Here is a 13,508-nt window from a genome sequence, read left to right on the forward strand (position 1 = left end):
CGTGAGTGACATTGATCCCACGGTGGGACCAAAGCCGGACGAACGGATTCATCCGTGGACCCGCTACGTGGCATTGGGTGATTCCTTTACCGAAGGGATCGGCGACCCCGAGCCCAACAACCCCGGGGGACATCGTGGCTGGGCCGACCGCGTAGCCGAGGAACTGAGCCGGGGGCACCGGGATTTCGCCTACGCCAACCTGGCCATCCGCGGGCGGCTCCTGCAGCAGATCCTCGACGAACAACTTAGCCCGTGCATGGACCTCAAGCCGGACCTCGTGAGCATCTCCGCAGGCGGCAACGACCTTATCCGTCCCGGCGGCGACCCCGACGCCTTGGCGGAGAAACTCGATGCCGCCGTGCAGACCTTGAGTTCCGAAGGCGCCACCGTGGTTCTCTTCAACGGCCCGGACACCGTGTCATCAGTACTCCGCCGGATCCGTGGCAAGGTGGCCATCTACAACGAAAACCTCCGCACCGTGGCCGCCCGCCACGATGCCGTGATTGCCGATATGTGGTCCTTGCGGCAACTTTCCAACTCCCAGATGTGGGACGAAGACCGCCTGCATTTTTCGCCGCTTGGCCATCACACCATCGCGGCAATGGTCCTCGATTCCCTCAATGTGCCGCACAACCTCGAGCCGCTGTTCCCGAAGCCGCTCCCCCAGCGCAGTTGGCGCGAAGCCCGCTCGGGCGACCTCGTATGGGCACGCGAGTATTTTGTCCCCTGGGTCATCCGCCGGATCCGGCACCAGTCCTCCGGCGACGGCATCCTGCCGAAACGCCCGACGCCGGGACCTGTCTTCGGTCCTGCCGACGCCATCCTGCCCCGGAGCTGACCGGGAACCACGAGGTGGGTCACAGGGAGCGGAGCTAAGCTGGTGAAAGACAGGGAGGCCCCCACCGTGAACAATTTGATCTTCTGGATCATCGTCTGCTCTTGGCTGATTCCCATGGGGATCCGCATGTACAACCGATCGCGCCAGCGCAGGCTCCGGGACTTCCCTCCGCAGAATTACCCCGCGCCGCCCTATCCTCCACAGAACTACCCCATCGGATACCCGGAGCAGCCTCCGCTAGTGCTCCCGGCTGAACCCCAACTCCCGGTGGCGACGCCCGCGCCGCAGGCCGCTCCGCCGTCGTCGGCTACTCCGCAAGCGAACAGCGCTCCCCAAGGCTACCGGGCACGGAAACTGGCCGAGCTGGACCAGGAGTACAGCGACGGGAAAATCGCGATGGAGGACTACATGAAGCTCCGCCAGGAAATCATGAACGGCTGATTCAGCCGAAGAAGGCCTCTCGCAGCTGGGGACCGAGCTGGCCGATCTCGGTGAGGAACCCGTCGTGCCCGATCGGCGCCTCGATCACGTGAACGGGAACCTCTCCGGGCAAGGCCTTGGCCAGCTCGTGGGATTGTTCCGGGAAGTAGAGCCGGTCCGAGTCCACCGAGGCAACGAAGAACTTCGCGGTTGCCACGGACAACGCATCCTCCAATGAGCCCCGGCCGCGGGTGATGTCGTGGCTCATGAGCGCCTCGGTGATGGCGATGTAGCTGTTGGCGTCGAAGCGCTGGACCAGCTTGCGTCCCTGATGGTCGAGATAGCTCTCCACCTGGTAGCGGCCCCGGTCCCCCAGCGCGGCAGCCTGGAGGGGCGCCTCGCCGCCCTGGGCGTTCCGGCCGAAGCGGAAGTCCAGTTCATCCGCCGAACGGTACGTGATGTGGGCGATCCGCCGGGCAAGGGCCAACCCCGCCTCGGGGGCGGACTGGCCATAGTAGTCGCCGCCGTTGAAGTCGGCGTCCTGCCGGATGGCGAGCGTCTGGGCCTGTGCAAACGCGATCTGCTCGGCAGTGCTGTACGCCCCGATCGAAATCACGGCGCATCGCTTGACGCGGTCCGGATAGCTGACGGCCCATTCCAATGCACGGGCACCGCCCATGGACCCGCCCACCACGGTATGCCAACTGCGGATCCCCAGGACGTCGGCCAGCCGGGCTTCGGCTACGGTGCTGTCCCGCAGGGTCACGAGCGGGAAGCGGGAGCCCCACGCCTTGCCGTCGGGAGCGCTCGACGACGGCCCGGTGCTGCCGTAGCAGCCTCCCACGATGTTGACGGAGACCACGAAGTAGCGGTCCGTGTCGATGGTGGCGCCGGGGCCGACGAGTTGCTCCCACCAGCCTTCTTCATCGCTCTCGCCGCGAGCCACATGGGTGCTTCCGGTCAGGGCGTGTTCCACCAGGACGGCGTTGGAAGAGTCTGCGTTGAGCCGCCCCCACGTCTCGTACGCAAGGACGACGTCCGGCAGGAAACCTCCGGCCTCCAGTTCGAGTCCACCCACGGAAACATACTTGAGGGTTCCGTCCTGGGTACCGGAAAGGGGTATGGCTGTTGCAGCAATTGTCATTCGTTGACACCTCACATCGCGCTTGCCCGTCGCCAATACAGCGAAGGGCCAGGTCTTCACCCGGGGCACCCCACCGCGAATGGAGGGTTGCCGGCCAGCAAGCCGGGGCTGTCGCTGGCACTCATGACCTATAGGAAGAGTCTAGGAAAACCGGACCCCTTCTGACGAAGATTATGACATCTTTGTGACACTTGACCGCGTTTTGTTCATGAAGTTGAAGCCCAGGAGGCCGGTCGGCGAAGATTCATCCTGCGTCGCCGGCCAGCCTCCTGGGCCATCCGGGGCAGTATTAGGCGCCCTTGGCTGCCCGGAATCCCGAGTCGAGGTCCGCGAGGATATCGTCGATGTGCTCGATCCCGACGGACAGCCGCACCAGGCCCGGAGTCACTCCGGCCACAGCCTGCTGTTCGGGCGTCAACTGGCTGTGCGTCGTGGACGCCGGGTGGATGACCAAGGAACGGACGTCGCCGATATTTGCCACGTGGGAATGCAACTCCAGGGCGTCCACGAAGCGTTTGCCGGCATCGATCCCGCCGCGGATGGTGAAGGACACCACCGCGCCGGTGCCCCGGGGTCCGTACTTCCGTCCGCGTTCGAACCACGGGCTGGAAGGCAGCCCCGCGTAGGCGACCGATTCGACGTCGTCGCGCCCTTCGAGCCATTGCGCCACCTTGGTGGCATTGTCCACGTGGCGTTCCACCCGCAGGCTGAGGGTTTCGATTCCTTGCGAGATCAGGAAAGCGTTGAACGGTGAAACGGCCGAGCCAAGGTCGCGCAGGAGCTGGACGCGGGCCTTGAGGATGTAGGAAAGGTTCGCGCCGAGGGCACCGTCCTTGCCGAGGTCGCGAGCATAGACCAGGCCGTTGTAGCTGGGGTCCGGGGTGTTGAAGTTGGGGAACCGCTCAGGGTCCTTGCCGAAATCGAAGTTGCCGGAGTCCACGATGACACCGGCAATAGCAGAACCGTGCCCACCCAGGTACTTGGTGGCCGAATGCACCACGATGTCCGCGCCCCACTCGATGGGCCTGATCAGGTAGGGCGTGGCGAGGGTGTTGTCCACGACGAGCGGGACTCCGGCCTCATGTGCGGTGCGGGAGACGCCCTCGATGTCCAAAACGTCTTGGCGGGGGTTGGAGACGACTTCGGCGAAGAACAGCTTGGTGTTCGGCTGCACGGCGTCGCGCCAGTGATCGAGGTTGTCCGGGTCTTCGACGAAGGTGACCGAGATTCCGAACTTCTTCAGCGTGTGCGCCAGCAGGTTGTAAGTCCCGCCGTAGAGGCTCGGGCTGGCGACCACGTGGTCACCGGCCTCGGCCACGTTGAGGATGGCGAACGTTTCCGCGGCCTGGCCGGAGCTCAGCAGGAGCGCCGCCAAGCCTCCTTCCAGGCTCGCTATGCGCTGTTCCACCGCATCCTGCGTGGGGTTGCCGATCCGGGTGTAGATGGGCGCCAATTCGGCCAGCGCAAAGCGGTTGGCCGCGCTTTCCGCACTGGGAAAGACGAATGAGGTGGTCTGGTAAATGGGGAGTGCCCGGGCGCCCGTGGCGGCGTCAGGCTCCTGGCCGGCGTGGATCTGGCGCGTTTCGAATGACCATCCTTGGGACATGCGGACTCCTGGTTGTCTGGGCGATTTGCCGTGCTTCAGCCTGCCGGCCTGCGGGATTAAGCCAGCCGGCGTTCGGTTGCCGCCAGTCTAGGGACGGCGTTGCGGGCTCCGGAAGCTTTGTGACGAACACGGTAGTTTTCGGTCCTGGCGCGTCCTGAAGTGACCCTGAGCTGCCTTTTCGATACATCCCACCTTAGTTAGGCTTGACTTAGCTGAGAGCTCCATCACAAAGTGCCAAGATGAAGCCATGCGCATGGATCACGTCTCTTACGCTTGTGAACGAGATGGCCTCTTGGCCACCACCGAGCGGATTTCCGCAGCATTGGGAGTGGACGCAGTCCGGGGCGGAGTGCACCCGCGCTTCGGTACCCGGAACATGATCATTCCCCTTGCTGACCACAAATACCTGGAGGTTGTCGAGGTCCTTGACCACCCGGCATCCGACAAGGCACCTTTTGGACAAGCCGTCCGTGCACGCTCCGCCGCGGGAGGTGGATGGATGGGCTGGTGCGTCGCTGTTGACGACCTGAGCCCGTTCGAACAGCGGCTCGGACGCGCCGCGGTCCCCGGCAACCGCAAGTTTCCGGACGGGCGCGAACTCGTCTGGTCGCAGATCGGAATCCTGGGACTCATCGCCGATCCCCAGGTTCCGTACTTGCTCCGTTGGGAGGGCGACCCCGCACTTCATCCGTCCCTCGTCTACCCGAGCGACGTCAAGATGTCCAGCCTCACGATCGCCGGCTCGGCGGAGCGCGTCACCGAGTGGCTCGGAGAACCCGTGGAGAAGCCGCTTGAGGACGTCGCCGTCCAATGGATGGCACCGCACGGAACGCCGGGAATCATGTCGGTAACGTTCGAAACCGCCAACGGAGCCGTCACCATCTGACGGACCCTCGCATCACCTTCTGAGGGACATCGGGCGAGGAGGCCCGGAAAACTTCGGCCGCCATATGCGGGTGCCAATGACGTCACCCAGCGATGGCGGCCGAAACCTTTTTAATGCACAACGCGGCGGGATTGTGGCATCCGGCAGCACGCGTCTAAGCGAGGAACGAGCGAGCATGCAGAGGATGGCGCACTCCCGTCGGCGCGCCTTACCCCAGCCCGATGGCCTTGCCGAAGACGCTGAAGCCGACGAACGCCACAATGTCCAGGAGTGCGTGCGCCACCACGAGCGGCATGACCCGTTTGGTCTTGGTGTAGATCCAGCCGAACACGAGGCCCATGACCGCATTGCCGATGAACGGTCCGAAGCCTTGGTACAGGTGGTAGCTGCCGCGAAGGAGCGCGCTGAGCACGATCGCCAACGGTGTGCTCCATTCGAACTTCGCGAAACGGTCGAGGAGGTAGCCCACCACGATGACTTCCTCGACGACGGCGTGCCGCACCGCGGACAGGACCAGAACGGGCACTGTCCACCAGTAGGAGTCCAGGCCGCTGGGGATGATCGCCGTCGTGATCCCCAGGGCGCGGCCGGCCGCATAGAGGCCCAGCGACGGGATCCCGATCAGCGCGGCGAGGCCCAGTCCTTGCAACGTGTCGCGGCCCGGGCGGGCGAAGTTGAAGCCCAGCCGGGTGAAACCCGATGGACTCTCCGCGGTCTGGCGGTGCAAGGACAGGAAGTAGAACACCAACACCACAGGGACCAGCGCGAACGCGATATCCAGCAGTTGGTAGGTGAGGTCGAAGTACTCTCGCGTGCTCTGCGAGCGGTTGAGGGTGGACGTCGCATGGGCCAAAGGCCCCTGGGTCATCTTGTCCAACAACTGCACCACGGAGTACACGGCCGATTGGCCCAGCGACAGGCCAAGGACAATCAGTACTTCGGCGCGCAACCGGCGCGTTGAGGCTAGGAGCATGCTCCTATCTTGCCTTCATTTCCCTGATGTTTTCCTTGAGCCGGGTCCCCGGAGTCCGCTTGCATGGGCCGGGCTGCTCCTGACCCTATGCTTGGTGGGATGAGCGCGCCCGCACGAATCTTCATGATCCGGCACGGCCAGTCCGCCGCCAACGCCGACACTTCCATCTACAACCGTGTGCCCGATTACCGCATCCCACTGACGGAGCTTGGCGTCGGGCAGGCACGGGCAGCGGGTGAGGTGCTGCGCAGGAAGCTCGCCGGCGAACCCGTATGCGTTTACGTCTCGCCGTACCTTCGGGCATACCAGACCCTCGAGGCACTGAATCTGGGCAGCCTCACGGAAAGGGTGATCGAGGAGCCCCGGCTGCGTGAACAGGACTGGGCCAACTTCCAGATTGCCGGAGACATCGGGGACCAGAAGGAGCTTCGCAACCTCTACGGACATTTCTTCTACCGGTTCCGCGAGGGCGAATCAGGCTCCGATGTCTACGACCGGATTTCGTCCTTCATGGAAACGCTGTACCGGCATTGGGAAAAGCCCGATTACGCGCCCAACACCCTGCTGGTAACCCATGGCCTCACCATGCGGCTCTTCTGCATGCGATGGTTCCACTGGTCGGTGGAGTACTTCGAGTCCCTCAACAACCCCGGCAACGCGGAGCTACGGACACTTATCCGCAACGACCAGGACAAGTACGATCTCGACACGCCGTTCAGCCAGTGGGTGCAGCGCAGCACGGACGAAACCGTGCTGAACGCTCCCCCGATGGTTTTCTAACGGCCACAACGCTGCTAGGCGTCCTTGGCCACGATCACTTCGGTTCCGCTGGCTTCAAATGCCGCCTTGTCCTCTGCCGTGATGCCCGAGTCCGTGATGAGCCTCCGGAAGTCGTATCCGGCCATCGCGGCGAAGGCACGCTTGCCGATCTTCGTGGAGTCGGCCAGGACATAGGAGTCCGTGGCGCGCCGGGCCATGACGGTGTTCACCATGGCTTCTCCCTCGTCGGTGATGGTGGGGCCGATCTTCGGATCGACTCCGTTGACGCCGATAAAGGCGATGTCCAAGGCAACCTTCTGCATGATGACATCGGTGTAGGGCCCCACAAGTTCGTAGGAACGCGGGTTCAGGATGCCACCGGTGACCATGATCTTGATGTTAGGGCGCACGGCAAGCTGGGCGGCGATGTTGATCGCGTTGGTGACCACAGTCAGCATTGGGCGGTTGGAGGGCGCGTTCAGGTCTTCGCGGGTGGACAGCACTTGGGCCAAGGCCGTGTTGGTGGTGCCGCCGCTCAGTCCGATCACGGCCCCGGGCATGATGAGCTCGGAGGCCGCCAAGGCAATCTGCTGCTTTGCCTCGGCGTGATCATCCCTGTTGTAGCGCCCCGGGAGTTCGTAGGCCACTGATCCCGTGGTTGCACCGCCACGGGTACGGCTCAGGAGCCGCTGCTTGGCGAGGCTGTCCAAGTCACGACGGGCCGTGGCTGGCGAGACTGCCAGGCGGGTCACGATATCCTCGACCTCGACATGCCCTGACTCGGCGAGGAGATCAAGGATGGCTGTCAGTCGATCGTTGCGGGTCATCACGAACCTTCCGGAAATTGGGACTAATTCACCTTCGCGAACAGCGTCAGCAGACGTGCGGTTTCCAACACCAGGGCGTCCCGTCCGGCCTTGATGTACTTGCGGGAGTCCACCACGGAAGGGTTGGCATCCAGGTACTCACGGACGGCGCGGGTGAAGAACCCGTTCAAGTGTGTGGATACGTTGATCTTAGTCATACCGGCCCGGATTGCCGCCACCAGCATTTCATCTGCTACTCCGGAGGACCCGTGAAGGACGAGCGGCAGCTGGACGGCCTGCTTGAGCCGGGTGATGAGGGCCAAGTCCAAGGCGGCACTGCGTTCGGTCATGGTGTGCGAGGAACCGACGGCGACGGCGAGGGCGTCAACGCCGGTGGCATCCACGAAGGAGCGGGCCTCCGCCGGATCCGTCCGGACTCCCGGAGCATGGGCACCGTCCTTGCCTCCCACCTTCCCAAGTTCGGCCTCGACGTAGACCCCGTGCTCCCGGGCGTATCTGGCGACCCGACGCGTGACGTCAACGTTCGAGCCATAAGGCAAGTGCGCGCCGTCGTACATGACGGAACCGAACCCGAGGTCGACGGCCTGCAGGGCCAGCTCTTCGGATTCGGCATGGTCCAGGTGCAGGGCCACGGGCACCGAGGAGTCCCGGGCGATGGACATGGCACCCCGGGCAATCGGCACGAGCCCGCCGTGGAAACGGACGCAGTTCTCCGAGATTTGCAGGATCAACGGGACGCCTGCCGCCTCCGCCCCGGCAACCAGGCCTTCCGCGGTTTCGAGGTGGATGACATTGAAGGCGCCCTGTCCGATGCCATTGGCCGCGGCGGTATCCATGAGTTCCCGTGTACTGACGAGCGTCACAGGGTCTCCTTCCAGCTGAGAATGAGTTGGTCTTCGAGGTCCGTATAAAGCGGCGAGATCTCACCGGCGGCAGGCATGAGCACTGCGGCGGCGGACCAGGCTGTTGCCCGGCGGAGGATCGTGGGGATGTCGGTGATGCCGGCGGCGAGCGCGACGGCGGCCGCCGCCACTCCGGCGTCGCCGGCTCCCGTGGGGTTGCCGCTGAGTGGTTCCGGGAGCCGGGCGCTCCAGTAGCCTCCGGGGGCGGCATGGTGGAACGCGAGCATGCCTTCGGCACCGGCGCTGACCAGGACTGTCCTGGCACCCAAAGCGATCAATCGCCGTGCCGCGACATCCAGGCTGCTTTCCCCTGTTGCTTCGAGGAGTTCGTGGTTGTTGGGCTTGAGGAGGTCCGCCCCGGCCCGCGCGGCGGCGATGATCCCGGGACCGGAGGTATCGACGACGGCGGGAATCCCGGCGTCGTGCGCCAGGCGCACCAGCGCCGGGTAGAAGTCGGCCGGCGCGCCGGGTGGCAGGCTGCCGGAACCGACGAGCACGCCCGCGCTTTGCCCGTCGAGGGCGTCGACGACGGCGGCTGCCAGCGCCTGCCATTCTGACGGTTGGAGGGGGCTCCCCTCTTCATTGAAGATGGACGTTTCGCCGCCCACCGTATCGACGAGGGCGATGCTGCGCCGTGTTTCCGCGGCGACCGGAATCAATCGGTGCGGTACGCCGCTGCTGAGCAGTTCGGCGGCGAATTCGGTGCCGGCCGTGCCGCCGGAGGGCGCGAGTGCCAGCACGGGATGGCCCAGCTGGTGGGCCACCCGCGCAACGTTGAGGCCTTTTCCGCCTGCGCGGCTGAGGGGTGCGGCAACCCGATGGCTTGCTCCGGGGGTGATCCCGGCGACGTGATAGCTGAGGTCGATGGCCGGGTTGGGCGTGACGGTGATGACCCGTTTCATGGCCTGATTCATCGTCCCGTCCCCGTGCCGGAGGCGGCCTTCGCGGCCGGGAGCAGGGCCCGGGCCCTCATGGCGGCGCCGAGCAAGCCTGCATCCTGGCCAAGTTGCGCGCGCATGATGATCGGCCGGCGTTGGAAGTCGAGGAGTTCGTCAAGGCGCGAACGGAGCGGCTGGAGGAGTCCTTCTCCCGCTTCGGCAAGGCCGCCGCCCACAACCACTGCTTCGGTGCCGATGATGCTGACGCATTGGCTGAGGCTGAAGGCGAGGGCGTCCACCGCGTCGGCCCAGATCCGGGCTGCAAGGGCATCGCCCGCTTGGGCCCGTTCGAGGACTTCACGGGCACCGGCGCGCGGAGTTCCGGCCTTGTCGCTGTAACGCCGGGCGATCGCTCCGGCGGAGCCGACGGCCTCGAGGATCGCGGTCCCGGGACCGTCCGGGTCCGGTACGAGGGCGTGGCCCAGTTCCCCGGCGAAGCCGCCTGCGCGCACCGGGTACCCGTCGGAGATGACGGCGGCGGCGATCCCGGTGCCGACCACCATCACCACGACGTTGCGAAAATCGCGGGCCGCTCCGAAACGGAATTCGGCTTCGGCCGCCGTGCTGACGTCATGCCCGAAGGAGACCGGCAGCCCGAGGCGCTGCGCGGCCTTTTCCCCGAAGGGAAAGTTCCGCCAACCCAGGTTCGCCGAATAGATCCCCACCCCGGTGTCTGAGTCAACGATTCCCGGAACAACAATGCACGCGGCTTTCGCCGGGTGGCCCGGGAACTCAGCGGCAAACTCAGCCGCCAATGCCGCAACGGCGTCCAGGATTGCCTCGCCCGGCCGCAAGGGATCATGCGGCGTAGCAGTGCGGCGCAAACCAAGGACATTCCCGGCCGTGTCGACAAGGCCTGCCTTCAGGTCCGTCCCGCCCACATCAAAGGCCAGGACTGCGGATTCAGCGGCTCCGAGAACCATGGGATTACCTAGGCCGTGGCGTTCAGGACGACAGAGCGCGTGAGGTTGCGCGGCAGGTCCGGGTTGAGGCCGCGCACGCGTGCCCGCTCCAGGGTGACCTTGTGGACCCGTGCCAGCTCGGCGAGCGGGTGCTTGCCGGTGTTGACGTAGAGGGCGCCTGTGCGCCCCATGTCGGCGTCCAGTCCCTCGGGCTGCGGGCCAAAGATCCACGTCACCCGGCCAGGTGCAGCAATGGAAATGGGACCGTGCCGGTATTCCATCGCCGGATAGGATTCGGTCCAGCCCTGCACTGCCTCACGCATCTTGAGCCCGGCTTCGTGGGCCAGCCCAACCGTCCAGCCCGTGCCGAGGAAGGTGAACTGTTCAGCGTCGAGCAGCTCCTGGGAGACAGGTTCGGTCACAGCGGTACGGGCGTCCTCGATTGCCGTGCCGAGTTCGATGCCCAGGCTCGTGAGGAGGTACACGAGGGCCGTCGTGGCGAAGCGGGTCTGGACCACCGATTTCTCGTCGGCGTAAGGGAGGCCGATCACGGCGTCGGCCAGGGTGGTGATAGGCGAATTCACGTCCCCGATCACCGCAACCGTACGGACTTTCCCGCGCAAGGCTTCCAACAACTCAAGAACCTCAGTGGTGGTGCCGGAGCGGGTGATGGCGATCACGGCGTCGTACTGGCGGCCCGCGCTGTTGTGATTGAGGAAGGCTTCGGACGCTGCGAACGCGTCCGTGACGCCCTTGCCCGCGGCTTCGCGGGCAGCGGCATAGCTTTGCGCCATGAACCATGAGGTACCGCAACCAACGACGGCGATCCGCTCACCGTCGGCGGGAAGCAGGTGCTCCGCCTTGGACTGCTCGATGGCCCGCTGCCAGACCTCGGGCTGCGAAACAAGCTCTTCTTCCATGAAGGCCCCGAGGGTGTTGTTACTCATCGCACTTACCATTCCTGTCCGCGCTTCGTCGACGCGCTCTTCAACACTCAATGATTTGACGTTTTATGATCCATATAAACACTAAACGATCATATTCAATCGCACAAGGATCGTGGGGGCGTCGCTAGAGTGCACAAGCAAAAGCAGGGCACCTCCGTCTGGAGAGACCCTGCTTGGTGCTGCGGGATTGAGTTGTTGGAGCGAGCGCACTCCGGCCCTCCACACCCCGAAAGTCAGCGGGATACCGGGCCGGAGCGCCAGTTGCAAGACTCACAACGCTCCGGGGCGGATCCATCGCTACTACTCACAGAAGCTCGTCAACTACCTTAATGATCCAACCTTCCTGGCTGAGGTCATTTCCGAGATGGGGCTACTTTCATCCGCAAACTCACCACAGGAAGTCAAAGTTACTCACGACGGTGACGCCATAGTCACGAAGACCAGCAACCAAGAAAATTCTTTTGCCCAGAGTGCTGAGAAGAATGCGAGGACGTTGGCAGCTGATCGAACGTTCGCTCGGGTTCTCAGTACACATACTCATTGATGGGTATCACGCTGACGCGAGTTCGTTTGGACATGAACTTCGCCTACAACGCGTCCCGGATTACCGCCGTCAACTCTTGCGTTCCGAGCCACACCAACTACTTCCCGCTTCGTGGAATGGCAGCCACGCCTTCGTCCTACCTCAGCGGAAACAACGGCGTTTGCCAGGCAACCTGGCAGATTGCCGTCGGCTGGGTCAACGGATTGAACCTAGGCCAGCGTGCCGCACTTCAGAAGGTAGTTCAAGGGCCCTGGGGTTTGGTGAGTGATACATTTGGCAACATCTGAGAGGGAGCCAATGTACTCGTCAATTTCAGCTGGTAATGACGTGCTCGCGCCTACGGGATACGAGGTCTTTGCAGCCATGCTTGCGTTGATCGCAATCGGCGTGTTTATCTCGGCCCTGGTATCGCTCGCCCGCGATGCAAAGGCCCTGACGAATCGGGAGACCGTCCTCTGGCTTCTGCTGGTCGTTTTCGTCCCCCTCGTCGGGCCCGCCGCTTGGCTCGTGACGAGTCGGAGGTATCGGAGAAAGCCTGCCGTCCAGTAGATTGTCGCGGGGACAGTGAACACAGTCCCCGCCGCGGCCCTAGACCGCGCGGACGCCTGCCCGCCACACCGCGAAAGTCAGCGGGATACCGGGACGGTACGCCAGGTGCGTCGCCGACGGCGCCTTGAGCATGTGCAGGTCGGCGCGGTGCCCGACGGCGATCGAACCCACCGCCCGTTCGCCGTCGACGTCGTTGCCCGACTCCCTGCCCAAAGCGAGCGCGCCGCCGTAGGTGGCCGCCCGGACGGCTTCGTGGACGCTCAAGTGCATCTGCAGCACCGCCGTGGTGACGCAGAAGGCGATGGAGCTCGTGTAGGAGGTGCCGGGATTGCAGTTCGCGGCCAAGGCGACCTGCACCCCCGCGTCGATCAACGCGCGGCCCGGCGCGAGCGGCTGCCGGGTGGAGAGATCGCAGGCAGGCAGGCACGTGGCCACCGTGCCGCGCGTGCCCGCTCCGGTGGAGGCATCCCAGCCGCTCCAGGTTCCGGCGAGCGCCTCGATATCGGCCGCTGAAAGGTAATTGACGTGGTCAACGCTGGCAGCACCGAACTCCACGGCCAACTGCACACCAGGTCCTTCACCCAATTGGTTGCCGTGCACACGCAGGCCCAGGCCCGCATCGCGGCAGGCGGTCAGGACGCGACGCGACTGTTCTTCAGTGAAAGCGCCGCGCTCGCAGAAGACATCGGCCCAGCTGACATACGGGCGGACGGCGTCGAGCATCGGACCGCAGACGAGGTCCGTGTATTCCTCGGCGTCGGCACCGGCCGGGACCAAGTGCGCGCCGAGGTAGGTGACTTCGTCCACGGTCGCTGCCGCGATGCGTGCGCTGCGGGCCTCGTTTTCAAGGTCCAGTCCGTAGCCGGTCTTGCTCTCAAGGTAGGTGGTGCCCTGGGAAACGGCTTCGGCCACGCGCCCGGCGGCGAGTCGCGTCAGTTCCTCGTCGCTCGCGGCGCGCGTGGCGCCGGTGGTGACGGCGATGCCGCCGGCGCTGTAGCTCTGGCCGGCCATCCTGGCCTCGAATTCGGCGGTGCGGTCCCCTGCGAAAATCAGGTGCGAGTGCGAGTCCACCCAGCCCGGGAGCACCGCGCGGCCTTCCGCGTCCACGTGCTCATCAGCCGACGGAGCCTCCGACGCCGGACCGATCCAGGAAATCCGCTCACCTTCGATCACCACGGCGGCGTCCTTGAGGACACGGTGCTCCGCGTCCTGGGTCATCAGTTCGCCGATGTTGCTGATCAGTGTGCTCGTCTGCCCGCTCATGAACCTATTG

General features: G+C 64.7%; 15 protein-coding genes and 1 riboswitch. Of the genes, 6 read left to right on the top strand and 9 right to left on the bottom strand.

Features of this window, described 5'->3' with window-relative positions; all coding sequences use genetic code 11:
• The first annotated feature begins 1 nt into the window (after nt 1).
• Both QRN52_RS03270 and QRN52_RS03275 read left to right on the top strand, forming a co-directional pair.
• Nucleotides 2–838, top strand: coding sequence for an SGNH/GDSL hydrolase family protein (locus tag QRN52_RS03270; RefSeq protein WP_284751345.1), 837 nt, complete (start codon nt 2–4; stop codon nt 836–838).
• A 66-nt stretch (nt 839–904) separates the two neighbouring features.
• A complete protein-coding gene (locus QRN52_RS03275; protein ID WP_284751346.1) occupies nt 905–1,279 on the top strand; it encodes a hypothetical protein in 375 nt (124 codons plus the stop codon).
• Nucleotide 1,280: 1 nt separating this feature from the next.
• Here QRN52_RS03275 and metX read toward each other — a convergent pair whose 3' ends face one another.
• A complete protein-coding gene (metX, locus tag QRN52_RS03280) occupies nt 1,281–2,402 on the bottom strand; it encodes a homoserine O-acetyltransferase MetX (RefSeq protein WP_284751347.1) in 1,122 nt (373 codons plus the stop codon).
• A 13-nt stretch (nt 2,403–2,415) separates the two neighbouring features.
• A riboswitch (SAM riboswitch) is annotated at nt 2,416–2,531 on the bottom strand.
• Between the two features lie 160 nt (nt 2,532–2,691).
• Entirely contained in the window at nt 2,692–4,008 is a 1,317-nt protein-coding gene (locus QRN52_RS03285; RefSeq protein ID WP_284751348.1) for a bifunctional o-acetylhomoserine/o-acetylserine sulfhydrylase, read from the bottom strand.
• Nucleotides 4,009–4,255: 247 nt separating this feature from the next.
• Here QRN52_RS03285 and QRN52_RS03290 point away from each other — a divergent pair, with 247 nt between their 5' ends.
• Nucleotides 4,256–4,894: a VOC family protein gene (locus QRN52_RS03290; protein ID WP_028266517.1), complete on the top strand. Its 639-nt coding sequence runs from the start codon at nt 4,256–4,258 to the stop codon at nt 4,892–4,894.
• A gap of 208 nt (nt 4,895–5,102) precedes the next feature.
• On the opposite strand, the gene QRN52_RS03295 is transcribed toward QRN52_RS03290, so the two are convergent.
• Nucleotides 5,103–5,867: a CPBP family intramembrane glutamic endopeptidase gene (locus tag QRN52_RS03295; RefSeq protein WP_284751349.1), complete on the bottom strand. Its 765-nt coding sequence runs from the start codon at nt 5,865–5,867 to the stop codon at nt 5,103–5,105.
• 99 nt (nt 5,868–5,966) lie between these two features.
• Between QRN52_RS03295 and QRN52_RS03300 the strand changes: the two genes are divergently transcribed.
• Nucleotides 5,967–6,647: a histidine phosphatase family protein gene (locus QRN52_RS03300; protein ID WP_284751350.1), complete on the top strand. Its 681-nt coding sequence runs from the start codon at nt 5,967–5,969 to the stop codon at nt 6,645–6,647.
• Between the two features lie 14 nt (nt 6,648–6,661).
• Here QRN52_RS03300 and QRN52_RS03305 read toward each other — a convergent pair whose 3' ends face one another.
• From QRN52_RS03305 to QRN52_RS03325, 5 genes are read right to left on the bottom strand one after another with little or no spacing between them, the layout of a single operon-like run.
• Entirely contained in the window at nt 6,662–7,453 is a 792-nt protein-coding gene (locus QRN52_RS03305; protein WP_234750768.1) for a DeoR/GlpR family DNA-binding transcription regulator, read from the bottom strand.
• 23 nt (nt 7,454–7,476) lie between these two features.
• A complete protein-coding gene (locus QRN52_RS03310; RefSeq protein ID WP_284751351.1) occupies nt 7,477–8,316 on the bottom strand; it encodes a class II fructose-bisphosphate aldolase in 840 nt (279 codons plus the stop codon).
• On the bottom strand, nt 8,313–9,257 hold the full coding sequence (locus QRN52_RS03315) for a 1-phosphofructokinase family hexose kinase (RefSeq protein ID WP_502869685.1): 945 nt from the start codon (nt 9,255–9,257) through the stop codon (nt 8,313–8,315). Before QRN52_RS03315 ends, QRN52_RS03310 begins: the two co-directional genes overlap by 4 nt.
• A gap of 8 nt (nt 9,258–9,265) precedes the next feature.
• Complete coding sequence (locus tag QRN52_RS03320; protein WP_284751353.1) at nt 9,266–10,216, bottom strand: ROK family protein; 951 nt, start codon at nt 10,214–10,216, stop codon at nt 9,266–9,268.
• An 8-nt stretch (nt 10,217–10,224) separates the two neighbouring features.
• Nucleotides 10,225–11,142, bottom strand: a complete 918-nt coding sequence (locus tag QRN52_RS03325) for an SIS domain-containing protein (RefSeq protein ID WP_284751354.1) — start codon at nt 11,140–11,142, stop codon at nt 10,225–10,227.
• Between the two features lie 543 nt (nt 11,143–11,685).
• Here QRN52_RS03325 and QRN52_RS03330 point away from each other — a divergent pair.
• The gene (locus QRN52_RS03330) at nt 11,686–11,973 is read left to right on the top strand and encodes a hypothetical protein (protein WP_284751355.1); all 288 of its coding nucleotides are present in this window, start codon (nt 11,686–11,688) and stop codon (nt 11,971–11,973) included.
• A 10-nt stretch (nt 11,974–11,983) separates the two neighbouring features.
• Nucleotides 11,984–12,235, top strand: coding sequence for a PLDc N-terminal domain-containing protein (locus QRN52_RS03335; RefSeq protein WP_284751356.1), 252 nt, complete (start codon nt 11,984–11,986; stop codon nt 12,233–12,235).
• 39 nt (nt 12,236–12,274) lie between these two features.
• On the opposite strand, the gene hutI is transcribed toward QRN52_RS03335, so the two are convergent.
• Nucleotides 12,275–13,498 (bottom strand): imidazolonepropionase, encoded by a 1,224-nt coding sequence (gene hutI / locus QRN52_RS03340; protein WP_284751357.1) that lies wholly within the window; start codon nt 13,496–13,498, stop codon nt 12,275–12,277.
• Nucleotides 13,499–13,508: the final 10 nt, after the last annotated feature.

Source organism: Arthrobacter sp. efr-133-R2A-120 (genome assembly GCF_030209835.1).
Lineage (GTDB): Bacteria > Actinomycetota > Actinomycetes > Actinomycetales > Micrococcaceae > Arthrobacter.